This is a genomic window from Pseudoalteromonas sp. T1lg24 (assembly GCF_002964745.1).
In the GTDB taxonomy this organism is placed as follows: Bacteria; Pseudomonadota; Gammaproteobacteria; order Enterobacterales; family Alteromonadaceae; genus Pseudoalteromonas; species Pseudoalteromonas spongiae.
The window spans coordinates 380,717-407,385 of the sequence record NZ_PQCB01000033.1 but is presented as its reverse complement, the minus strand read 5'-3'; the positions used below and the strand labels follow the sequence as shown (position 1 = coordinate 407,385).

Genomic DNA, 26,669 nt, shown 5'->3' with positions numbered 1-26,669 from the left:
GATCTAGAGTATGAAAACGGTACTTATTTGCTGGCTTTCGATAAGGCGAATTTTGCATCAGATGATAGCGTTGATCGTGGCATCGTTAGCAACATTAAGTTACCAATAGATATTAAACAAGAAATTAAACAGTTCTTAGTAATTGACCAACTGTTACTTGTGGTGACAGACAGTACCATTGTTTTTGTCAATATTTCGAGAGCCGATGAACCATTTGTCAGTCGAGTTTTTGAAGGGCCAAAACCTATAAAGCATGTTGAACCAATTGGCACTCAACTAGCAATTTCAATAGCAGAAAACCCAATCACAACTTACTACCTTGATATTATGGGACCGAGTAGTGCTTTAGCTGATTCTGTTAATTTCCGTGGATTATTTGAAAAAACCCCACTATCGAGCGATGTCATTGATACTCAGTCGCGTGTCTCTCGCTGGGAATTAATTAATCTGCAGCCAAGACTGGTAGCTAAGTTTACTGATTTAGGTTTTCAGATTAATCAATACCAAGGTTTAAAAACACATATTGTTTCTGAAACTTTAGCATATCAGTTGTTTGTACCTCCAAAGAAAAGCCTTGCTGAAGAGGTGCTCGATGAGTTATTGAGAGAGCAAACAGAAGAAACTGATAAAACTAACCTTTCTTCAGTGATAATTTTTGACGCGTCTCGTAATCAAGGCATTAAGTTTTTAGACGGCGTTACAATATGTGAAAGTGAGTGCAAATCTGAAGGTTTAGATGTATCAAAAGATGGCATTGCAGTCGTTTATAGTGAGAGTGATTACGGCAGTAAACTTAGTTTAATCGACCTTAAGATTAACGAGATTATTGACTCTTACCCGCGCCCAATGGGTCTGTTTAATATTGATGATTCGCTGGTATTAAACTTTAGTAAAGTAATTAATTTAAATGGTCTATCAGAACAAGCGTTTGTTAATAGATTCGTTAATCTTGAGAAGGTTCAAGGAAGTGCTGATGGCACTGATGTATCCTTTGATTATATTATTGCAGGCAAAACACTCACGGTTACGCCAAAACAAAACCTAGCTAGTGGCCAAGACTATCGATTAACACTATCAAGTGAAGCGAATAGTTATAGAGCCCAAGGTTTAGTTGACTATATTGTCAATTTCACAACTTACTCACAAGACACGGCAGAGCCCGAGTTAGTTTCAGTTTTCCCTTCAAGTGTTTCAACACGCGGCAGTGAAGTGACAATCACATTAGACCAAGTAGTACCGGGACTTGAGTTTTTAGTGAGCGGTAAAGTGGCGAAAGTTACTGCGTTTGATGAGACAAACGGTCAGTATACGATACAAGCGCCTAGTAATGACGCAGGCATCAGTTCATTGAGTGTTATCAATGGTGAATATCGCAAACTCTACATTGGCGCACTTCACTATGTTGCTCCTTTGTCTTTGAGCAAAGTCATGCCGAATTACGGTTCGGTAAATGGTGGTACTGAAGTAACAATTACAGGTCAGGGTTTTGAACCTAGCTCTCAAAGGCTAGAGATTAAATTTGGTGATGTACCTGTTCCGAAAAAAGACATAAGAGTTGTAGATAACAGTAAACTAATAGTTACGGTGCCTGCAGGCAGACTGGGCCTAAGTGATGTAACTGTTTCGTATTCAGATGGCCGCAATATTACCCTTGAATCTGCGTTTGAATACCGCACTCCTAGCGAGTTGCAGATTGAGGGTGAAGGAATAATTTATGACAGTGAGGTTGATCCGTCTAATAATTATTTGTTCTTAGCTGCTGGGCCGAAAGGTGTCCTTGTTCAGGATTTATCATTGGCAGAACGAGGTGAAAATGCTTTAGTCGCACGTTATGCGCTACCATCAAATTACTTTGCCCTTGGTATTAATGGCTTTTTCGAACGAAATAACGATAGATTATTCGTAACTGCGGCATTATTGGATAAAGATGGTGCGCCGATCAAAGACTCAGCACGAGTTTTTGTTTTTGCAGTAAATAGTTTTGATATCTCACAAGCTCAATTGGTTAAGTCTCTTGCATTAGGTGCGAACTTTGCGAAAGGTATTCGAGCTGAAAATAATCAAGTATATGTTGCCGCTGGAGACTCAGGGTTACAGATATTAGATAGTCATTTACACACTAAACTGTATTCTGCCGCATCTTATCAAACCAAGTTCGATGCGTTAGATGTTGCAGAATTAGAGTTACAACAAGGTAAGTTTTTTGCTGTTGCTTCCGGTAAATACAATTTTGCTTCGCAAACTCTTGACACATCAAGTGTTAAAAGTGGTCAGCTAGACATTATTCAACACAATGCCGAATTGGGGCTGAAACACGTTGCTTCGATTGATTTACCTGGTTCTCATTTAGCCGTTAATGGAACGCGAGTTTATATGGCAATGGGGGCTTTAGGTGCTGCAATAATTGATATTGAAAACCCTTATCAGCCGAAATTAATAGCTCGGCTTGTGAATTATGGACCGGTACATGATGTCGCTATACAGGGCAATATTCTGCATTTAGCTACTGGCGAGTCTGGCGTGGTGAGTTTAAATGTAGCGGATGCTAAAAACATTAAACCAACGGCTGGTAAGTTAGCGATTAAATATCCAGTTTACGTGCTCACAACTTCTAATTATGCCTTGTATACGGCAGGCAGCAAGTCTTTCAAAAGCGAGTCGAGCTATATGATTGGTCGCTATATTGATAGCGAATTACGAGTCATTCGAGTTCAGCCTTTACCACATTATGTCAACGAAAAGCTTGATAACGTGGTTGTCTCTTTCAATAAAGCGATAGACCTTTACGACAAAAATAATGATTTTGTGTTTGCACGAAACATTAATGGTGAGGTTATCCCAAGTGATATTGAAATTACCAATAATGACATCTCAATATCACCAAATTTATCACAGCTTTCGGTAAATGATACGTTTGATATTGTAGTGAAAAGTGGCTTGGCTAGTGTTAAGCCGTTGCCCAATAACAATTACCTAAAAATAGCGTCTCTCGAAAATGATGTTGTAACGAGATTTAAGTATATCAACGAAGAAATTGAGAACTACTCGTTGTTTGATTTGTTGCCACGCCGAGTTTTAACGGGTGAGCAAAAGCAGCATTCGCTATCAGTGTTAGGGTTATTAACAAACAAAGATATTTCTATCTTTATCGGCGAAAAACCAGTTACAGACCTGCAAATTAATCATGCTTCGGTAGAAAACCCTGCAAATACATTGAGCTTTGTTACGCCAACACTGCCTAAACCGGGTATTTATGATTTGGTTATGATAATAACAGGCGAAGGTACGCAGTATACCTTGAGCCTAAAAGGGGCAATTGTTGTTGACGGCGTGTTGAGTGCAAACGCTGTGTCACCTCTGTGGACAGATTACAAAGGCGGAGAGACTATTACATTAATTGGTAGCGGGTTTGAACCGGGTACTAGTGTATCTGATGGAACTAGTATCAAAGTTGGTAATGTCACTGCGCAAGATGTAAAAGTGCTTAGTAGCAATAAACTCACCTTCACAGCACCACCAAATATGTCAGGTAAGCACCCAATAACCGTTTCAAGCAGAAATAATGCCCACCGTATTGAGACAGACGTACAGCTTGGCTATGGTCTTAAAAAACAAAGTGCTATTGATTTATTTGCCGCAAGTAGTTACGACTTAGCAGCGCTATCCACTGCGAATATGGTTTACACAAGCAGTGGTTATTTTAATTTGGGAGTTCCGAGTGCTTCGATTGCACAAGTCCCAGTGTTTTTACCTAACATTGGTTATTCAGTCGATGCGAATAATCCGAATCAATTGGTCGTAGCGGGCACTACCGCTACAATACCAAATGGTGAGTACCAGCAATATGAGTTTGAGGAGTTTGTTACACATAAGCTAATTTCTGGAAAACAAAATGCGTCCATTCTTACAGGTGAAGAAATTCCTTTAACGCCTTCTGAACAGAATTTCATGCGTTACCATGAAGCGATAGCCCTTGGTATTAGCGCTGATAGTGCAAATATTGAATCCTTTGAACTAGCTAATATTGGTAGTAGTAAACGTGACACCGTTGTTGCAGGTGGCTTTGGCCCTATAGGCCTTAGGGTCGTTAATACAGATGATGCATCGATTATACCAATTGTTGTTAGGGAACATGCAGCTTACACTGGAGCGGGTGATTTAACGGTTGCGACTTCGTCAAGCGATTTTAGTATTTATGCAACTGGTATCAGTTCGTCAGCAACAGACACTCCTGATGAGTGCTCGTGGGTTCCAGGTGGAACCACATCGCGCCAAATGTTTTCAGTTAATATGCTCGAAAAAAATGACCCTATTGTTATACAAAACAGTATTGCCATAGAAAGCGATAATAAACTGTTGTTAACTGATAATGGCAGACTTTTTGTTGCCGGTCATAGCGGTAGCAGGGCTTGGTCGCTCTCGGTTAAATGTCCATTAATAGACTTATTCAGCTTGGATGTACCCTCAAATGGTATATACCCTAATAAGATTCAGGCAATTAACTTATACCGCCCATCAGAAGTTACTGAGTTATTGCTACCGGGAAATGTATTTGATATTGCCGAGTACCAAAATAAGTTAGTACTTGCTCTTGGTGAAATCGGTCTTGCTATTGTTGATAAACAATTAGTTGAAGTTGAGAAATTTATTGTAATCCCTGAAGAATTACAATCTGGAAAGAGCAGTGCACACAAAGTAAATGTATATGGCAACTTATTGTTTGTCTCAATGCAACAAGGTGGCATTGTTATTTATGATGTAACAGATATAAACAACCCGGTTGTTGTGTCTGCGGGTACTAATGCGCAAATCTATGATGGGCTTGTCAATAATGTCAGCGTGCTAACCGCACAAGGTGATAATGGCGTTGCTGCATATGAACTGCCTGGTTCGTTTGTTAAGTCGAGTAATATTGAGTCTCAGCAGTTAGCGAAAGACGAAGCAATTACAATTACGTTTAACGAAGCCATTTCAGTTGATTCGGTTGTCGCGACACTAGTTGATGAAAGTACTGGTGAATTTCTTGATGTAACAGTGGTTGGAGTTAGCCCTGAAGCAGGAGCGTCACGCACTCTTTTGATTAATGCAGCACTCTCTGATAAACAACGATATACATTGAATATTAAATCGGCTAATAATGCCAGAGGAACAGGCTTATTGGCAGCTTTTGAGGCATCATTTAGCTATATTGATGACGCTAGACCTGATATATCCCACTTATCACGAAACTTATTCCGTACAAATGATCTTGGAGAATTACGCATCTACGGAAGTGGATTTACCAATGAGTCACAGGTGTTCCTAAATGACGTCCCTTTAGATAGCTATTTAGATTCTGACATGTTGATAACCGACATTACGGGATTACAATTTAGGGAAAACCTAGCAGGTCAATACACAGTTAGAGTAGAAAACAACGGCCTCAGTAGCGAACTAGTTGGTGCGGTAGTGGTGTCAGACCATATAGATAACGCGACTGAATTCGAATTTTCTAAAACGTCAGGGCCGGTTGAAGGTGGCTACATATTAAATATTGAGTCAAATCGTTCGACTTTCTTACCTGGAGATAAAATCTTATTACGTAATAAATTAGGTAATGAGTTATACACTGAAGAAATGGATGATGGTGAATACAATCTCAACTTAGAAGATGACGTTGTTTCACAGAGCTTAATTCGTTTCAGATTGCCAAAAGTGGTACAGCCTGGGCAATATGATGTGATTTTAATTAGTGGTAATGAAGAACTTCTTTTAGGTCAATTTAACTATATGTTAGAGCGCGGAACGCGCATTGATTTGCCTAACTATCCACCTATGTCTATTGGCGCAATGGTTGAAAGTGAAAACTTCCTATTTGTGGGTGTTCACAGCGGAGCGCAAGCAGCCATTAACAACCCTTATTTGTTAGATTACGGACTTGAAATCTATGACATGAGCTTGCCAATGTCACCAATAAGGCTAAGCCAGTTACCATTATCAGGACCTGTTACTGGAATCGAGCTTGTTGATAAGGTTGCATTTGTATCGGTACAGAACACCGGTGTGGTTGTTATTGATATTTCAGACAAAGCTAATCCATTTATTTTAAATACGTTAGCAGTTTCAGATTATCATGTGAGTGATATAGCGTTGTCGAAAGCGAATAACGTACTCGCAATTGCTAGCTATTCAGACTTAGCTGAAGGATATATACGCTTTGTTGACTTAACTTCTCCTGTTTATGCTGCGCCTTTAGGTTTTCCTGTATTGCGCTTTGATTCTGGAGAGTTGCTTGGTAAACCTCTTCAAGTTCAATGGGTTAATGGTAATTTGCATGTGTTACTGCAGCGCCAAGCGGATATTGTATTGGTTCAGTTCACTTCACTAGGAGCTGTACCAGAGTACGTGTTACACGGATTAGCAGGCCTTGAATACCAACAAGGGCCAGTCAGTATGTTGTTGGCGGAGCAAGGTGGGGCAATTACATTAGGTGACCAATACATCCAATTGTCTCGAGAATCTAATGTATTTGTGGTGAGTTATGCTGAGCAACATAGTGTTGAGAGTGTGCTACTGGAATCACATGGTTCACAATACTTAGCAACAGAGCAAGGGTTAGAACAAATTTTACCCAAAGGACTAGCGCTAAGCGATTTCGTACCGACGGTAAATGCTGATATTGGGCCGGGAGAATACATAGAACTTTATTTTAATAATTTAATAAACACCGATGAAGCACATTTAAAGTCGCAAATTAATGTAAAGTTTGAAGACAATACTTATGAGGTTTCTCCGTTAGGTATTAATACCATGACTGGCGCTAAAGTTCGCTTTGCAATGCCAGAGTTTAATAGTTCAGGGCCCGTGACGGTGATTATTAATGCTGAGCTATTAAACATAAACGGTGAAAAACTAGGCACGACATCTGAGATCACGTATCAGTATAGTAATGTAGTTGCTATTGATATTGATAAAATTGAACGTGTCAGTATCAGTGAAAACACATCTAATCATTACTTCTATGCAGACGGTACGGAGATAGTTAAGTTAACGGGTTCGGGGTTCGGAGGAGACTCTGCACAGTTGACAATTTATGTTGGTGATATGCTTATTGATGGGGCTAACATCGAAAGTGTTGATAATAATCAAGTCACTTTTAAGCTTGATAAAATCCCAAATATTGATGTTGCAACGGCTTATTCGATAAGCGTTTCAAAGCTAGGCCGACAAGACACAGTTATTGCAGGATTAATTGTATTACCGAAACTCGTACTGCAAGATATTAATCCGGCTACCGGTCCCCCACAGGGCGGTAACACATTGCAACTTCGTGGTTTTGGTTTTACACCAAGCACACAATTTGAAGTAAATGGATCGCCACTCAATAATGTACGAGTTCATTCAGCAAACTTTGCTGAAGGATTAGTACCAGCAGGTAACTTTGGCCCTGCAACAGTAAGTGCATTTAATCCTCAACTCACAGACTACATAACAGTGTCGCCAGTAGAGTATTTCTATGCAGACCAAGCAACAGCAACTTATGCGACCGAAGGAGATGACAATAATCCGTTAATAGGTTTGTTCGCAAGAGATAGCTTGTTGTATGCGATTTCAGGTGGCGGGTATGCACCTTATGATAGTGACGGCAACAAATTGGCGAGCGTAAAGACGCAACAAGCGCAATTGTTAGTTGCCGATGTAAATGACCCTGTAGTAATCAATATACTGAAAAAGAAGCTTGGCAATGATGTTCAAAAATATCATTTCTCACGTCAATTACCGCCTTCAGGTTTTAGTTTAATTACATCTCAGAATAATCAATTATTCCTTGCTGGTGGTAATCAATTATTTTGGTTTGATACTTCTCAACCAGCAGAACCACAATTGATGTCTGTTATGCAACAAAGAGGTTCGATTAATGATTTAATTATCGAAAATAATTTATTGTTTGTTGCAACTAACGCTGGTCTTGCTATTTATACTATTGGCGATAACGCACAGCTGGAAGAAATTGGGTTTATTAGCAGTGCAGTGCTTAAAGGGATTGTAAGCAAAACGATTGTTGATGGTGCTGACCTGTGGTTAGTGTTATCAACCAGTCGAGAGCTTGTCTCGGTAGATATCGCTTCAGGTGATTTCACAATTGAACAGCGTATCAAAGTTACTGATCAGCTAGGTAAACGTTTACCAATTGCAGACGCTATCGTTTTGGATGAAATTATCCTTGTTGCTACAGGCAATAATGCGACCGTAGTAGCTATTGATAAAGCAACTGGTAACGGGTTAGATAATCTAAACTTGGCTTATCTGTTACGCAATGGTGATATCTCTGCAGATAAATTATTGCTTCAAGGCAGCATCTTGAATGTGGCGGCAGGTCATGGTGACCTTCAGCAGTTTAATATAAGTAATTGGTTAGCCGGAAGATTTGATATAAGCCCTGCACTCTATAACTACTACAGTGTGATGGGATCTGTTACTGATATTGCGGTGAACAATCTTACTCTATTTGCAACAACGGCTTATCTTCAAGATAGTAAAGGTCAAGGAATTGAAAGTCCTGTACCTGTTGGTAGCAAGTACCATAGAACAGGCGGAGGCATTGAAAGCTTTGCACCAGATGGTTTTGCTGTCATTGGCCATACACCAAACACTGAGGGGTATGTTTCTTTAGAACAAGCACTCGAGATCCGTTTTAATCAATACATTGAACCTCACTATTTTGAGCAGTTTATAGACAGCTTAATCAATGTTACTTTGAATAAAGTGCCTGTTTCAGGGCAATGGCAGTTAGATGTATTAACGGATGGTGTAGTTGCAAGGTTTGTGTCAGATGCACCATGGCAAAATGGCAAACGTTATAAGGTGAATATTGCCAAAGGATTACGTGCAATCACTAACGACACGCTCGAAGCGCCTTATCAATTCAGCTTTATCGCGAGCGAATTTAATTCACCAATCATAACTGCCGTAGTGCCTAATTCTGGGGTTTGGAATGGTGGTAATCAAGTAACATTATTTGGTGAAAATTTCAGCCGTGATAGCAAGGTCCGCTTTGCTGGAAAAGAGGTACCACAAGAAGACATTCAATATTATAGTCCTGAAAAGCTTACGCTGATTGTACCGCCACTTAATGAAAAACCAGCGAGCAACAAACTTGTCAGTCTTGAACTAAGTAACATGCACCAACACGATGTATTAAATGGTGCTTACACTTACATCACTGACCCAGAAATTCTTGCTATTGGTAAGTTTAATCATGAAAAAGTATTGGTAAATACGCTCGAAACCACTTTTGCATTTAACAGTGCAGAACAAATAGCAATTCAAGCAGAAGGCATAAACCGCCATACCTTGATTGAGATTAATAATCAACCTGCCACAGGTGTTGAGTTTATTCGTTCGAATTTAGTCGTGTTTGATTTACCAACTAATACACTTGGTGGTTTGTCTGTGAAACTACATAACCAAGACAACCCAGACGTCGCCGCAATTGATAATAGCCTAAGCGTTTTTGTACCAACAAGTGAACACGATAATGCCGTTACATTAATGGAAAGCTTTGATGATCAAATTATTAAGCTGAAGATTGATGAATTGGTAATCGATAAGCACATTGGGAATAGCTACGTCAACTTGTTCACGCATACATTACCAAGTAAAGGTAAACTGCTGGCGATACAAAAAGATACAGTAGCAGTTCTGTTGGATGATAACTCCGTTGTCGTATATCGAGCGAATGATAATGCGGCTTATGCACTTCATAACCGAATTCAACTTCCAACTGATAAAACCATCAGTGCGCTAGTGCTGCAGCAAAATACACTCGCGATGTTTGCCGATGGCGAAGTATTAATAACCGATATCTCTGGCCAGAGCTATCAAACACTGGAGGGGGCGTATAAAGCATTAACCTTCTACGACGATTTTGTTATTAGCATTAAAGATGGATCTCTGGTTGCTTTGAGAGCAAGTGATTTAGCATCTGAGGTTGTTATAAAGTCTGATATCCCGACCTATGCAGAAAAATTACATATTGAGGGGAATCGACTATATGTAATGGCACCGTCAGAATTGGCGCTTTATGATTTAAGTCATGTGATCCGTGGGCAGATGAGTAAATTAGCAGTTACTACATCGCTAGGAACAAACAATAAATTAAGTATCAATGGTGAACTGCTTAGTTACTTTAATGGTGAGCAGTTTGTGCTTGCGGACCTTAATATAGGTGATCAAGCATTAAACGCTAACGTAATTGCTAGCGTCGACGTAGACCTAAATGCAACACATGTCATGTTATTTGATGACCAAATATGTGGACTCATTCGTCGTGAGGTAAGGTGTGGTAGTACGATTGTTAGTAACTTAATTGCTGCGCAAACCAACTTGATTACACGTGCGAATCAATCACTTTACTTCGCTATCAAGGGCGATGAGTCTCAGTGGCGAAACAGCAGTTTAAGCGTGACACAAGATGGTAATGATGTCGCTGGACAAACAGAGGTGTTTGATGGATTCATTGGTTATACGCCACACTTGCCAGGTTTTATAGCAAATGCGGCTGTGAAGATTGAACTACATGTGTATCCTCAACAGAATATAGACGGTGGTCAGGTTGTATTTGATTTACCAAATGCCTTTACCATGCATCCGCTATTTACTGATGAGCCGGTATCGCTTGATTACTTATCCCCGAACACGACTATCACTGGACGTGAAACGCATTTTACTTTATTTGGAGATCAACTTTTTGCACTAGAGCGTCTGGTTGTGGGCGGTCAAACTCTATTGCCTGCTGACTTTGAAGTGAATAATAGCGGTACTCAATTAACCTTTACTCGTCATTTTGACAATGCCGGGGTAAATAGTATTACCGCTTATCAAGGGGCAGAAACAGCGTCATTAATAGCTGGGTTGAATGTCACAGATGCAATTTCTGTAGATACTTTAACGAGTAATAATGCACGTGGCGCGGATTTAGTTTCTGATACGCAGAGAAATGAAATCACGCTAAAAGGCAAAGGGTTAACTGGTGATATACAAGTTTACTTTTTAGCGGATGAGCTTGGCGATACTATTTCAGATTCCAATAAGGTTGAGTACAGAAATATTACGGGAGGCATAGCATTCAATACGCCTAATACCTTACCTGGCACTGTGTATCATGTTGAAATAGTTAAACCGAGCACACAAGAGCATTATAAAGTTGCACAACGTTTGACCGCTATTGATGATACAGCCCCTATTGTGACGTCGACCAGTATTGCTTTTAACACACAAGATAGAATCGCTATTTCGTTCAATGATGACATGGTTGTGGGAAGCTTTTCGGTAAGCAAAGAAAACTTTGATTACAATACTCAAATGCATCTCGATGTATCAGATCATTTTACTGTTGCAGTTGAAAATAAGCGTTTAATACTCTCTCCAGTCAATGGTTATCGTTTACAAGATAACGCAGTATATACGGTGGTCATAAATGGCATTAGTGACACCGACGCAAATACTGTTGAAGATTACAATAAAACAAATGTTACGATTATCGACGGCCAATTAGTATTGAGTCACACTACGTTTGATAGTTTGCCTCCAAGGTCAATTAGTTTACAGCGAGTTGCAGATCAATTGCCAATGACACCTGCAATGACCTTAACAAGAGGTCGTACTTATGAATTTGAAGCAAGCGCTATTGATAATTTAACAAGTGACGTAAGGTACACGCTGCTTTATGCGAAAGATGGCGTTAATTTTGTTCATCACGCACAGTCTATCGGTGACAATAAGTTTAGCTTATTTATTGATGAGTCTTTTGAGCAACTTGGCGTTAGACTTAAAGTTTCCGATCGTAATGACAATGTCGCGACTGCGCCATTTAGTGCCGCGATAATCGAACCTCAAGTAAACGTGTCTGAGCCAATCTTAACACCAACGAAAGCCGAAGAACTGTCAGCGTCGAGTATTCAATTCAAAGTGTTTGGTGATTTTGATCTGGTTAATAGCACCACAATGATGCTGCATAACAAGTGGTATAGAACAACATACCATCAGATGCTTGACCATGGTTTAGTCACTTTAAATTTTGTAAACCCAAGCTTGGCTCAGATTGCACCTGAACAAAATGTTGATGTGGTGCTTAAGGCGGAACTTAATTATGCAGGTTCTCGCACGTTTAATAGTAGCTATAGGCTATATAAAGACGCGACACCGCCGACAGTTTCAATTGTAACACCTAAAATGAATGATAAATTCCCAATCGGAGAAGTCGCTGATGTAGTTATTCAATCATTCGATAAATATGGTGTTGAAAAAGTTGAAGTGTCAATTAATGAAGGTGCTTTCGAAACGGTTGAAACCGCAAACTTGTATCAATTTACGCCTGAGACAGAGTCACAAGTAACCATTCAAGCGAGAGCTAACGACCCGAACGGTAATACTGGATACTCTGATGTAGTCTCTGTGCGAGCATTTGATCCGACTAAAGGAGAGCCTGAACTACGTATTATTTCGCCAAGTGATGGTGAGTATGTGAGAGAAGGGCAGCAAGTTCAACTTACCGTATTAATGCGCCATATCGAAAAAGCGACATTAGCAATACTAGTTGGTGCAGATCAAAATGACTCACGTAACCCTGAAGCTATTGAAATTATAAAACCAAATGACGACGTAGATCGCTTTAATGTCACAATCAAGATGCCTTATACAAACGAAGACCTTGTCGTATTACTAGCGTTAGAAGGCGAGGACTATGTTGCTCGTAGCTTTGTCAACGTGATTAAAGATGATTCTCTCGATGAAGATATTGCAGTTAAAGTGTGGCCAAATGATGACATACTTTCTGGCTTGGCGATGCATGTTCAAGGGCAGCGCCCACAAAGCATGGTTGATTATTCAGACGAGTCAAATATTGTAATAACAGACAGCAACAATTCGACTGAAACACTTGCTATGGACACGACATCAGCACTTTGGCAAACCGGTATTGAGTCAGGCCAAGTTAAGGTGAGCAGTACCCTAAAAGATGTATCTGGTAACGAGAAGAAAGAAGAGCTTACTATACAAAAACATGATTATGTAAACAGCTCACGCAATGTACTAGCGTCTTTCAACGACAAGGAGTCATATCTTGTTGATGTTGCAAGTTTCAATAATCAGCCAATTACATTGCAACAACGTACAAATCACGGTTTTGAGATCAAGCTAAACGATACGATAGTATATCAGAGACCAAATACCGTCGCTTCGAAATTATATCACTCTGGTGGCCATTATTACGTTGAATATCGAGAAAATAATCAGCAGTTTATAGCAATGTTCGACCCGAATGAACGAAAGGAAATCACGCGAAGTGCAATTCATGGCGATGTTTTGTCAGTTGAACAGAATTTGGTCGCAATTCAACAAGGCAATGTGCTGCTTGTAAAACATTTCTCGCGAAACGGAGTAGTAGAGTTTATCGGTTATCAAACTGCACAACAGTTAAAAGATGCAGTGTTTGTACGTGGAAAGCTTTGGTTACTCACTGATGGTCAATTAACTAAGTTAGCTGCCGATTACGAAAGTTTGTCATGGCAACGTGTCACGACTTATCAACATGCGGTTACTTCACCTATAAGCTTAGTTGCTAATCAAGAAACAATTTACATTACAGAGGGTAACGCCGTTCATGCGTTTGAGTTAAATCAGAACCAAGAACTCGTTAAGCTTGGTGACTTTGAAGAGCTCGGCGTTATTCATGCGATAGACATGGATAACGCTGGTCGAGTTTGGTTAAAAGTTCAGTACCCAATTCAATCACCAATTTGGTATGTATTGAAGCAAGATAAATCATTAGGGGCACTTGACTGGCAATATGATCTAACTTTCACAAACAAAAAGTTATGGTTACATTCTCAGAGTGAACTTGCTGAATACAGTGTTGTTAAAGCACTTACACCAGCCTTATCATTGGTTGTAGAACGCAAGCTTGGTGGTGTTGCCATTAGTGGGTTTACATCTCTTGAGTCGTTTGCAGAGCTCACCATTGTCAATGCGCAAGGCGGTTATTTGATTAGCAGTTGGGCGGATGATAACACCTTGTTTATTGCTAATAATGAGCTTACAGACGCGACGCAATTAACTATTTATATCGATGGTGATATAACGAATGGGTATCAAATTGATGTGCCAGCTGATTCAGGGTTAACAAATGACCAAGTGAATTGGAATCTTAGTCAATCGATAGTTAATACGGCAATTGTCCCAACTGTCGCTACGTTTAAAAATACCATGGCTTTTGTACCATTTACTTTTGAAGGTAGCCGAGTTCAATGGCAACCGAAAATAGTGTAGCTGGTTGGACTACAGTAACTACAAGTAAAGTACTTAACCTATCTAATGGTTCAACCACGTTTGCACCATTTACATTAGATGTGCTTGAAAATACAGTTCCACAAGGGCAGCTATTAATCTCAAACCCACAAAACAACAGCCAGTTTACAGAAGGTGATTGGGTTAGTCTTGAGGTGTTAGCAAGTGGAATTGACTTGTCTCAATTCAAGCATGTTGAGGTGACCTTACAAGATTTCAATAAAGTTAACTTGTTATCTTTTACTACAAACTCTGTTAATGCCAACACAGCATTTAAAGTACCAGCAGTCGACCGGTATGACACATATACCATTCGAGTTCGCGCGTATTTCGAACAAAGTTATAACTATATCGAAAAATCGGTTGGCATTAAGGTCGTACCGCTTCGTCAATCCTTAGATGCAAATATTCAAGGTGTTGGCAATAAAGTTTACTCGAATAGCCTTGTTACATTGAGTACAGATATTCCTCAACATGCTGACTTTAAGGTATCGACTTTAAATGGAACGATTATCGCCAGTGGTGTTGAGCCGGTGTCATTTGCTGTCCCTAATGATATCGATAGTTTCACCATTGAAGCACTGTTGAAAGATGGCTTAGGTAATGAAACTAAAGTTGATAAACAAGTAGCCGTTGCTCAACCATATCAATTAATTAAAGATAGTCCGGTATCGCCATTTGAGTATCAATTTAGTATTGCTAATAATCAGTACACAATAAACCATAGTAAATTGTATAAGGATGGCCTCCCAGTTAGTCAATTCGATGGTAATGTACTCGATGCTAAATTGTTGCAAGACCGACTACTTATTGCGCTAGAAGGCCTAGGTATTGCGTTTATGTCTTGGCAGGATGATTACGCAATATTGGGTATTTACCCTAGTCAGATAGACTTCAAAGCGCTGGCAATATATGAGCAACAAGTTTTTGCAATCAGTGATGCTGGTAATATTATTGTGTTTGATATTAAAGGAAATAGCCTAGAGCCGTCTGCTCAGCAACTTCCATCTGGTACGCTTGCACAGCAGGTTGTAGTAGCGAACGATGGCATTTGGGTGACTTATCAAGACACACTAACTCGTTTTAATCATGAACTTGAGGTTGATTTATCCTTTGAACTTTCTGCTGAAGTGGCTCACTCGGTGGTTCATAATGGTCACCTCATCGCATTTGATGAACTAGGTGGTCTATATCGTATTGACAACGGTCGTTTATCTCAGCATCAGCTCACAGTCATGGCAATTAATGCCGTTTCGAGCCTTGGTAATGAACTGCTTGCTTATGATGGTTTAGCAAATGAATTACTAATCATTAGCTTAAATGAAGCAACGCCATACGTTATTTACCGTGAAAATATTCAAAGCGATATTAGTGATCTGTTTGTATCAAATGGCGTCATTACATCAAATAACGGTGATGTTTGGACGTTAAATCAAAATCAAAATGCACCATACCGTCAACTGTTTACTAGCAATAAACACAAAGGCAGCAGTGAGCACATTGTGCTGCATAATGGAAGTGCAATAGTAGCTGAAAAAACATATGCACTAACGCAATATACGGGCTTACCAAATCATGCAAGACGTAGCTTTTTCCCTAGTGAATATGCGAGCGAGTTTAGTGCGTTGATATTCGACAATACAGATATCTATGCGTTTGATAAAGTGTCAGGTTATCTGTATCAAGTTAACTCAGCTCAATTAAGTGGTAGCCAACATCTTGGTAAGTTTGCTAGCAATAGCATGTTTAGTACTGATGAAAATTACCTATATGCTGCAACAAGTGATCAGTTAACTATCATTAGTAAAGATGATTTTGAGCAACGCTATACCTTCACTGTAGCCGCAGGTGAAGTGATCACTGCGTTAAAAGCGACTCCGACCGAGGTCTATGTTGCAACGTTAGATGGCACGATTTATCGCGTAAGTCATCCTGGTTTACCTATGGAAGAATTTGCACTGCGTGTTGATAGTGTGATTGCGACCAACTCGGTAATTGAGGAAATTAATACACTTGGTGATACACTAGTATTAACCTCTCGAACAGAGCTTAGCAGCTATAATCTTAGCGAAAATATCTACCAAACGATTCTTTCAAATAAAGTGCAAGATGTTGTAATAAAGGGACAAAGTGTACTTTATGCACTCGATAACGAGATCTTTGAACATAAACTTTCGTCAAACACTCCAGATAAATTAATGTATCAAGCGAAGGCTGATATTGCGGGCTTTGCTATCTCAAAAGATCAGTTAGCGGTGGCGTTAGGCGTTAATGGTGTCGAGTTAGCATGGCGTGGCGAACAGCCAAGTCAATTAGTTGCAGACCTGACTAAACCAGCTAATAAAACGCATTTTGTGCATGGTCAAGCAATTGACCTCGCTGTTGCACATTCAGCTGATCTTGTGAGCGTCGATTATTATGTTAATGATGCGTTAGTCGCGCGTAGCGAACACTTCCCATTTAGCGTACAGATCCCAATCCCTGGAGAATTACGTAATGGTAATGAGTTTACAGTCCATGCGGTAACGAAAGACCGTATAGGTAACTCAGTTGTTGGTAATAAGCGCACAATGCTACTTCATAGCCAAGACTTGCCGCAAAATAACTTTAACGTTGAGCTACTTTACCGTAACCCAAGTTATGTACCGGCACCGCTAAAAATTGAAGCCCTAGTTAAGAATGCGACACAAGATATCCGTCAAGTTGAGTTTTATCTGTCAGATGATGAATCTGGTCCGTATAAGCTTATTCGCAAACATTATGGCCCAGAGTTTATTGTTCGCAATAATTTCACGCTAGCGCAAAGTGGGCAGTTTATTAAGGCACGTGCAATTGATGTGTATGGCAACGTGACCGAATCGCAACCAACAGTGATACAGCGCCATTTGGATGATGAAGTACCTCAAGTCTCGCTCAGTTTAGAGTCGCCACTGAATGATGCTAAGCGTGTTACTACCACATACCCTTATGGTATTGCATTTAACGTTAGTGATACTGGAAGTGCAATTAATTTGGCACTGCTTAAACGTGACAACACAGTGATTTGGGCTGGCTTTACAGATACGCAGTCTCGCATTGAACAACATGCGAAAAACACGGGTGATACTTATGTCTATAGTTTAGAAGTTTCGGATAATGCAAATAACACCAATAGCACAAGTCTTAATGTTGAGGTGGTAGAAGATGAGCGTCCAGTCGTTAATGATATCAGTTTACCAAATGCAGTTCTGGAACAGAGTGCATTTGAGGTTACAATGAATGTGCAGGATGATATTGAAGTCGCTTATATCGAAGTACAGTGGCCAAATTTTGTAAAGCGTTATCCTGTAAACGAACGACAAATAAATAAAACATTATCAATTCAAGATACGCGTTCACTGCGTGTTAACAGTGACAAAAACGAGACGCTAACGTTACTCATTGTTGACTCGAAAGGGCAGCAAACTCGCGTTGAAAAATCGATTACGGTTATGAAAGATCAGGCGCCACATCCGAAACTAAGTAACTTAAGCTTTGCTGATGCGGCAATTTACGGTTCTAAACTCAATGGTACACTTATCGACTTAAATTTAGTTGATGATGGTTTATTGCGAGAATTAGCACTTGACTTACTTATTTATCAAGGTGGTGAACTTAAGGTTGCAAAGCCAATTTGTGATATAAACCGCAACATAGTATGTCGTGAAACAATGAATGCGAGTATTCAGGTACCATCTACCACTGTAGCTAATGACCAAATTCACATTGCATTGCGTGCTACCGATAAACTGGGTCAAGTTACGGTTAGTGATCAACATGCTATTCTATTATCACAAGTACCCAATGCTATTGTTTTAACTGATGAGTTTGACAGTGCTAACTTATCGCTTGCAAAAGTCGGCGTTCCAGCAGAATTTGCATTTAGGGTCAAAGATTTAGCAAATCGTAGCGTAGCGTTACAAGATGTAGATTTAGTCATTTCGCAGCGTGATTCCGCGCAAAAAATATCTAATTCGGTAATAACCGATAGTAATGGTGTGGCGTATTTCTCAGTTGATACTTCGGATCTGGTGGTTAGCGAATATGTTGCTGAAGCGACACTTCGAGATTATCCAAACATCTTACCTGCGATTGTTCGCTTCGAAGTATTACCAGGTGAACCAAGTGCAATTCGCGTTGAGCACATCGCGCCAATTCGTGCCAACGAAACCGCAAACTTGATGCTTGAACTTGTCGATGCGGCAGGTAATAAAGCGACGAATGTGCCTAATGCCAACGTGGCGCTTGTATTTAACCACCCAGGTTTTCATTTTGCGTTTGATCCGAATGTTCTTGTTGAACCTTATTATCAGGGGGAAAATTATGTTGGTGAAAAAGCGTTAATTACGCTGGTAGGCGGAAAAGCGAATATTGAGTTCCAAGCCACCGAAGTGATGGGCGAATATAAGCTTGCACGTTTATCCGACAACCTTGCAGATGTTGGTTTAAGCTATCAATCAGAACAAGATGGCTCGTATCAAATCAGTGCAGATATTCCTCTTAACGTGACTGCTAACGTACCGGCGAGATTGGTGATGTCATTATCAGCTATGAGCAATGATATTTCAGGTCGTGAAGACGTGCTTGAGCAAACTGAAACCGCAACCTTACAATTACAATTGACCGACGAATTTGGTAATCAGATCACCGAAATTGACGGTCAGCCAGCAAATGGAGAAGTAAACGTATTTGTAAGTGGTGATGCGATGTTCACAAATGATACTAACCAATTCGTTGTAGCGCTAAACAACGGTGCAGCGACATTTACGGTGACTAACAATACCGTTGAAGAAGTAATTATATCAGTAACAAATATTGCAAATAGCTTAAACATTGATGCTGAAAGCGATTTGACGTTGAACTTTGCCCGATTACTCGCGCGCGTTGTCGATACAAAACTTGTTCAAGTTGTTGATTTAGATATCACTCCACTTGAAGTCAAATTTAACGAGCCTGTTTCATTAACAAGCGGTTTTGCGTGGCCTACCGTGAGCTTACAAGGTGTAAATGTTGAAGGTGAATTCTCGTTTGATGATGACGTCACACTGCGCTTTATCCCGAATCAGCCGCTTACGCTTGGTGCTGTTTATGAACTAAGTACTCATGGCACAGCAATTGTGAGTAATGAAACGCAAGAAACAATATTTGCGTCACATTATGAATTTATTGGACCAGACCTTAGCTTGCCTGAGCAAACGTTGGGATATTTATTATCAGAACAAACGAGCACATTAACGCTTGCACTTGCTGATAACTATACATGGGATCAGATTAATGAACTCAATTTCATATCAGACAATCTAAGTCTAGCGGTAAGTGCACAAACTCATGAATTAACTGCACCAGTTATTGCTGAGCAAGACGAAGGAAAGCAAATTGTTGCAAGTGTGAGTGCGAGGATAGAAGAGACATCATTATTTGTTGCAAATGCAAGAACATTCATCCTATTAACTCAAGCTGGTGACTTTGATGGGGACGGCATCAGTAATGATCTTGAACATCAATTAGGCTACCACCCGCTTAAGCAAGATAGTGATGGTAATGGTGTGTCAGATGCAAATGAAGACTACGATAATGATGGACTATCAAATGCTCTTGAAATTCAGTTAGGTGGCAAAATTGATAATGCCGATAGTGATGATGACGGCGTTAATGATGGTACTGAATATCAATGGGGCTCAGATATCAATAATGCTGACACTGATGGTGATGGTATTGATGATGCAATTGAAATTGCATCGGGCTCAGATCCAACAGATGCCAACGACCGCGCTATTAAGCCAGAGCTAGTGACGAATATCCAAATAACGTCGAAGAGTGTAACTCATAATATTGGGGCGGATGACAGTGATATTAGGCTTACTATCAAAGCAACTATTTCTATCAATAATCGAAATTTTATTATTGATGTGAGCGACTCAGGATTCTTTGATCTAGTATTTGAGTCGTTAGACGAATCAGTTGTAATTCCTTCATACCAAGGGTTTAGCGCTGTGGATGTTGGCGAGACACAAGTTAAAGTTCATTTCGGAGAACATACTGATACGGCAACAATTAAAGTAGTGGAAGTTATTAACTTGGGGGATGTCGTTTTGGAAAACGAAACTGCTAAGTTTAGTGGTCCTGTTTTCGCTGATTCAATAACCATGAGAGGGTGGGTAAATCTTATTGTTAATGGCGAACTTCTTGTTAACAATGATTTAGTTGTTGAAGCAAATGCTGACGTATACGCATCTTTGAAAGAACTTAGTGTTTCAGGTGATATGTTATTAAATGGTGCATTTGAAATGGTGGTACCTAGATATGACATTGAGATAACCCTATCAGAAATAACTAATTTTAAGTCTTCAGGAGTTGATGCGTATTATTATTCAGATGGTAATGGCATTAAGTCATTGCAAATGGACCTATTTTTAACTAGAGACCCTGATACTGAAGTCCCATATTATTATCAGCTAAATCTAATGCATTCAGTTGATAACGAAACATGGGCTAGTAGAGAGTGTCATAAGATTACTGGTGACTTTGATACAGAAAAAATGTTATGCGATCTCTCAAACGAAGGTTTTTACAAACTAAGCATTGATAATGAAATAAGTAAAGTTGATGGAGTTCTGCAACTTACAGATTTAACACTGGAACCATTGTTATCGTTTAACAAAGATAAAATCAAAAATGTTAGTAGTGAATTTGACCTATATGCAGATCTGCGTAAAAGTGAGGAAAACCTGACTCTTAATATTACATCAGATAGACAAACGGGACCATGGTCATCAACAATTCTTGAAGATTCTCCAGAGGGGTTTGCAATCACTGCTTATGTGTTGCGTGAAGGGAATTGGCAGAAAGCTGGAATAGCGCGTTGTAACAAGGATGATACAACTTATGTGTATTGTACGTTACCAAAAAATGAGGCATATAAAATTACGATTACCCCAAATATTGAACTCGAGGAAATCAATTTTAATATTCAGCATTTTGGTAAGTTTCAGATTTTGCCAAAACTAATTTCTTCAATTAATGTCAGTGGAAACGTTAATATCCAACGAACTAGCTTATATGCAATGGCTGACTTGAATGTTGGTCAAAATTTAACTATTGATTCTTCAGAATTAGGTTTAGGAAACCGAATAGATGTAGGACAGAGTTTCTTTGCAACGGGTCACTCAGCTTTAATCATTGACACACTGAATGTTGTTGAAAATATGACGTATAGTGGAAGTTTGTTTACAAGCGCTAACAGCATAACGGTTTCTCAGAAGTTAAATGCAAATGGTCGCATTGAGTTTGTTCCAAATGGTGAAAAGGATGACGGCTGTGCTATAAGCCCTGAGGCTTTCGATTGTTTAGTGAAAGGGTATCTTAATGCGCATAATCACATTAAGTTAAGCGCTAACAGAATCACGGTCGATACTGATGGTGTCTGGTTAGAATCAGCTACAGATTCTGGTTGGGACAACGGCGATAATTACCCCGCTAATTTATCAAAATTTATAAGCTTATTAATTGATACAAATGAATTAGTAGTTGAAAGTGTTGGAAATCTATTTAAAGGTGGAGTAATCGAGGATCTTACTAGATCAGTATCGCCATATTCGCATGGAGATGGCTTAGAGAAGTCCAATGATGAAGAAAGGCCTTTGTTTTCTAAGAGTTTGCTAAATTTAAATTATTATAACTTAGTTGTTAATAGTACTCAGTTACCACCAATTCCTCAGAGCACAATTAGCGGGGCCGAAATATCAAATATAAATGATGATGTAATCTCCCTTGCTAACACTATTAGTATGACAGAGCTAAGAATTTGGCAAGATTATGAATGGTATAAAGTATATGCTGGTGGAGTCGCTGTTTTAAACGATAAATCATTAGGCGAGCGCTATGTTGTAAGCAAGGCACCTGAGGATACTGGTTACGGTGAGTATGGCGCAAGTTTGAATAAACAAATTAATGTACAGAAGCATGGTGAAAATAGATTTCAAAAGTTTGAATCTTCGAAAAATATTGTTAGAGAAATTGAAGGCCTAACAAGAGTTTTGGTTAAGAATAATGATCTAGGTGATGTGAGCTCCTTACAAGCTCAGCTTGAGATGAAATACCAAGAGCTAGACTCAGTTGGTAAAACCATCAGTAAGACAAAAGAGCAGAATGAAAATGGGCTAAATACCAGTGAACAAACACTTGACGAAACTCCTGAGCATTTGGTTGCCGTTATTCCAAAAAATACTGATAAGTATAATGATGCAGTATTATTCGGATCGGTAATACCTTACCTAAACGTTGGTTTACATGATATTGAGAGTGTGTCGAAAAGTGATAGCGACGTTTATGTGGTATCTGTTACTGGAAATCCTTGGTTATCTAATACTTCTGAATATGGCAGGGAACTAACTGGATTACATGCTCGCTTGTTTAACGCCCAGGCGGAAAGCATCGATGTTGAAATTATGTCGAACTCTGAAAGCGCACTTACTGTTAGGAGTACCGATGACTTAGTTGGGTTTTATCCAGAAACTCTGCAAGGTTTACATAAGTTTAAGCACCTAGAATTAGTAGGGACTTATGCAGATTTTGGTGATGATATTGTTGAGCCAGAAAGCTTATATATGCGGGATTCGGGTATTAAAGCAGGTCAAATACCAGAAGAGATACTCGACATGTTATTAAGTTTAGATGCATTGCGAGACGTTGAACTTAATTTAAGCCAAGATATACATATAAAAGCTGATACACCAGTGTATAACATTAACGGGCTCTCATTATTTGCAAATAATATTGTCGTGGACGATGTACAATTATTAGGCAGCGGTCATAATTTTATTGCTCGTGAAAAGGTTACATTCAACGCTTCACTTGATAGTTATGAACTGAAGGTTGTTGCCCACGATATTGAAGTTGGCTCAAATAGTCTTGCTGGTGCTGGTTTTAGTTTTGAAGCTGAAAATAACCTAGTATTTAATACAGTTATAGATAATTCTAATGAGCTGTATAACTTAAGGTTGATCGCCAATAATAAACTAGTGATTGAGCAGTTAGTATCATCAAATCGCTCTGAGTTTTATGCTGGCTATATGGAGTTTAATGCACCTTTAGGATTGTCTGTAAATCAAATATATTCCTCTGAAACAAGTATAGATTTGAATCAAGGATACCAATTTTTTGGTAACGATATTACTTTTATCGCACCTCACGGCATAAACGTTAATAAAGCCGCTAGCTTTAAAAATCATAATAGTTTCACTTTCCATAATGATATTAATTTTAAACAAGGCTTAACTCTTGAAGATGAAGCCATTGCCTGGTTTGCAGGAAAAGGAGATGTTTTAATTAATGGTGACTTAACCGTTCCAGGGTATGCAGATTTCCGGATTGAAGGGGGACAATCATTAGAAATTACAGGTAGTTTTATTAGTGAAAATGCTTTCTTTTATAATAATAGAGGTCCGAAAATTCCACAAATCAAGATTCACGGTAACTTTATCAGTAATGGGCACACTCAAGGCGTAGAGATTGGAGAACTAATAATAGGGGGAGACTTTATTTCCAATAACTTCCTCAAGTATGAAAGCATAGATAATTTAACTATAGGTGGTGACTTAGTTTTTGGTGAAAATAGCTTCGCAGATGTAAAGGTAAATAATTACTGTAATTTTGCCGGCAGCTTAATTACTTTAAAAGATGCGATGGTTCTATTGCACTGTAATAAAGAAACTACATTTGAATCTGAGGTTCGCGCAAAAGGTGATTTACGCTTCTCTAGTGATGAAGGAATAGTTTTTGAAGAAAATGTAGTCATAGAGGACGGTAATTATTCGTCGTTAAGTTCTGGAAAAGGTCTGGTGTTTAATGGAGATATAACCGTAGGTATTGACTCTCAACTTAGTCTTGAAAATACAGATAATCAGCAAGCCTTATTTCCAATAGATGTTAAAGGAAATATCTTCATTGAAGAAGACCAAACTGGGAGAGGAATGATCAGGATAAAAGCAGACTCTACTGAGAAAGATTCGTATAGTATTAACTACAAAACGGTTGATTTATTAGATGGAAGTTCGTGCTTTGGAAGTGAATGTCCTGAAAGGTCCGCAAAATACTTCAGTTTAAATGTAAGTGACTTGTTAAATGAAAGCTTATTTGTAGCGGATATTCCAGGGTTTATACATGCTCAGAATGTAACTGGTACAGGTTTGTACTCTTTATCTGAAAGTTCAGTCAATTTGAGTTTAGCCTTTAATGTGGTAAGCCAAGTGGATGACACGCGTTCAAGCGGAGGAAAAGTATTTGTAAATCATATCAATTCTGTATTTGGAGATTTCAATATTTCGACACAAGGCATAAATAGTTCCAACATTGATTTTATTAAATTGCCAATAATAGGTAAACATACCATTAGCCGAATCGAGAAGACCGACATTAATACATGGAAGATCACTGCGAATACAGCAAATTGGCAAGATGCAAAAGAGGCAAATGGTTTTAGTATCACAGGTGAGTATGTCGACCTTGATAATGATGACAATGATGAGCGTTTTTATCAAATAGTAAGTCATACTGCTAATACTATTACTATAACCACAAACGAAGATTTATCAGCCTTTCTCGGCCGAACTTTAGTGGGGGTTCATGCTTTTGATACATTTAAAATGGGTGATTTTACGCGACTGGATATTGATGTTGATAAACTAGAGATAAGTGACCTAGAAAATTCATCAATTGGTCAAAATGTCGTTATTAACATGGGCCAACAGTCTGAAAGGATGACGGCTTGGTTAGAAGCACAACAAGTAATCAAATATGAGCCTTATAAAGTTATTGAAGACTCTCTTGTCCTTGCGTCCTATCAATCAGATTTGATAGACGCGAAAACGCTTACTATTAAAGGAGACCTAATATTAAATGCTAATTCTACATTGGAATTGTACATCAGCGAACAATTAGTAATTACAGGTAACTTAGTGATTGAAACTGGGGCAAAAATAACAGGGAACACAGAAACGCTTAATATTAAAGTAATGGGTAATGTTGAAATAAACAGGAATGAACCGATGCATTTTAATAAGTTCGATGTGCAAGGCACTGTTGAGCTAAATGGAAACGTAAACATAATGTTGAATGAAGCGTGGTTTATAGGTTCGTTAACAGTTACACCTCATAGCCTCTTTACTATCTCCACACCATATATCGATGTTTCACAAAATCTCACTGTAATGGAATATGGTAAAATAAGCTTACCTGAAAATATTGAACCGTATCTGTTAGATATTAGAGTCAAAGAGCTCATCAATGTAGAGACTGGAGCGGAAATTAGTGTGTCTAATACCGTAGAAAAATTTTCTAATCTAGCTTCGAACAGGTATAGCGGTTGCCATGGGGGAGCCAATTATAGTGCCCAAGAAAACTGCACTTATGGGAATTATGCAGATCCTGATACCGTAGGTTCTACTGGGACTATCGGCAGGAATCTTCAAGCGGGTGGTATACTGAAGTTGCAAAGCAAACGTATTGATTTGAAAGGAATGTTAACATCCGACGGTAAAGCTAGTAGTTATTATAAGTATTTGGGGGGGTCTGGAGGCAGTATCAAAATTATTGCTGATGTGATTTCAGGAGCAGGGATGATTAGTGCGTCGTCTAAATACACAAGCTGGAATAGAAATTATTATCGTTATGGTGGTGGTGGTCGCGTTGCAATTTACGCAATGGATAATCAGTTTTCAGGCGATATTAAAACAACTGAAGATATAAATTATAGTTACGCACCGGGGGAAGGTACGGTTTACATTGCAACTAATGTAAATGAACCGGGTATTTTGGAAGTAAGTAAGCAGAATTCGGCAAGTAGTTTGTCTAACGGTGCAGGCACATTCATCAGGGGTGCTGGGAAGCATCAAATTGAGTGTGTAAATAAACTAGAGGGAAATTTGTGGAAAATCGATACAGATTGTAGTCAAGAAAATAGTACTAAAATTTGGGTTGATTCAATATCAGATAAGCAACGTAGCCTTGTAGGTCGAAAAGTAGATCTAAATGTTGATGATACAAACGATGAAATTTATGAAATAGTCGCAAATGATCAAAATAGTTTGACTGTCCGAGCCTCTAAAGACTTAACCAACCTTGCTGGTGCAACATTACAAGGTATTCATTTATTAAAAGGGCTCAAAGTTATTAATAGTGCAAATGTCGATTTTGGTAATAACCGAGTTGAAGTGAGTGATATTAATGAAGCAGTGTTCACACCTGACGTGACTATCAGTCTTGGTAGTGCAAATCAAGAGTTAGTTGAAAAATTAAACAGCTCGGGCGCAAATATCATTTGGCATTAA

Annotated in this window: 2 protein-coding genes (1 of these 2 cut by a window edge); both read left to right on the top strand. The window is 39.1% G+C overall.

The genetic code is table 11. The features are described 5' to 3' along the window. On the top strand, positions 1-14,307 hold the 3' portion of the coding sequence (locus C2M30_RS13980) for an IPT/TIG domain-containing protein (protein WP_105172073.1). 11,517 nt of this gene lie to the left of the window's left edge; the window shows 14,307 of its 25,824 coding nt (coding positions 11,518-25,824); its start codon lies beyond the left edge, outside the window; the stop codon is at positions 14,305-14,307. Then, on the top strand, positions 14,286-26,669 hold the full coding sequence (locus C2M30_RS13975) for an exo-alpha-sialidase (protein ID WP_105172072.1): 12,384 nt from the start codon (positions 14,286-14,288) through the stop codon (positions 26,667-26,669). Before C2M30_RS13980 ends, C2M30_RS13975 begins: the two co-directional genes overlap by 22 nt.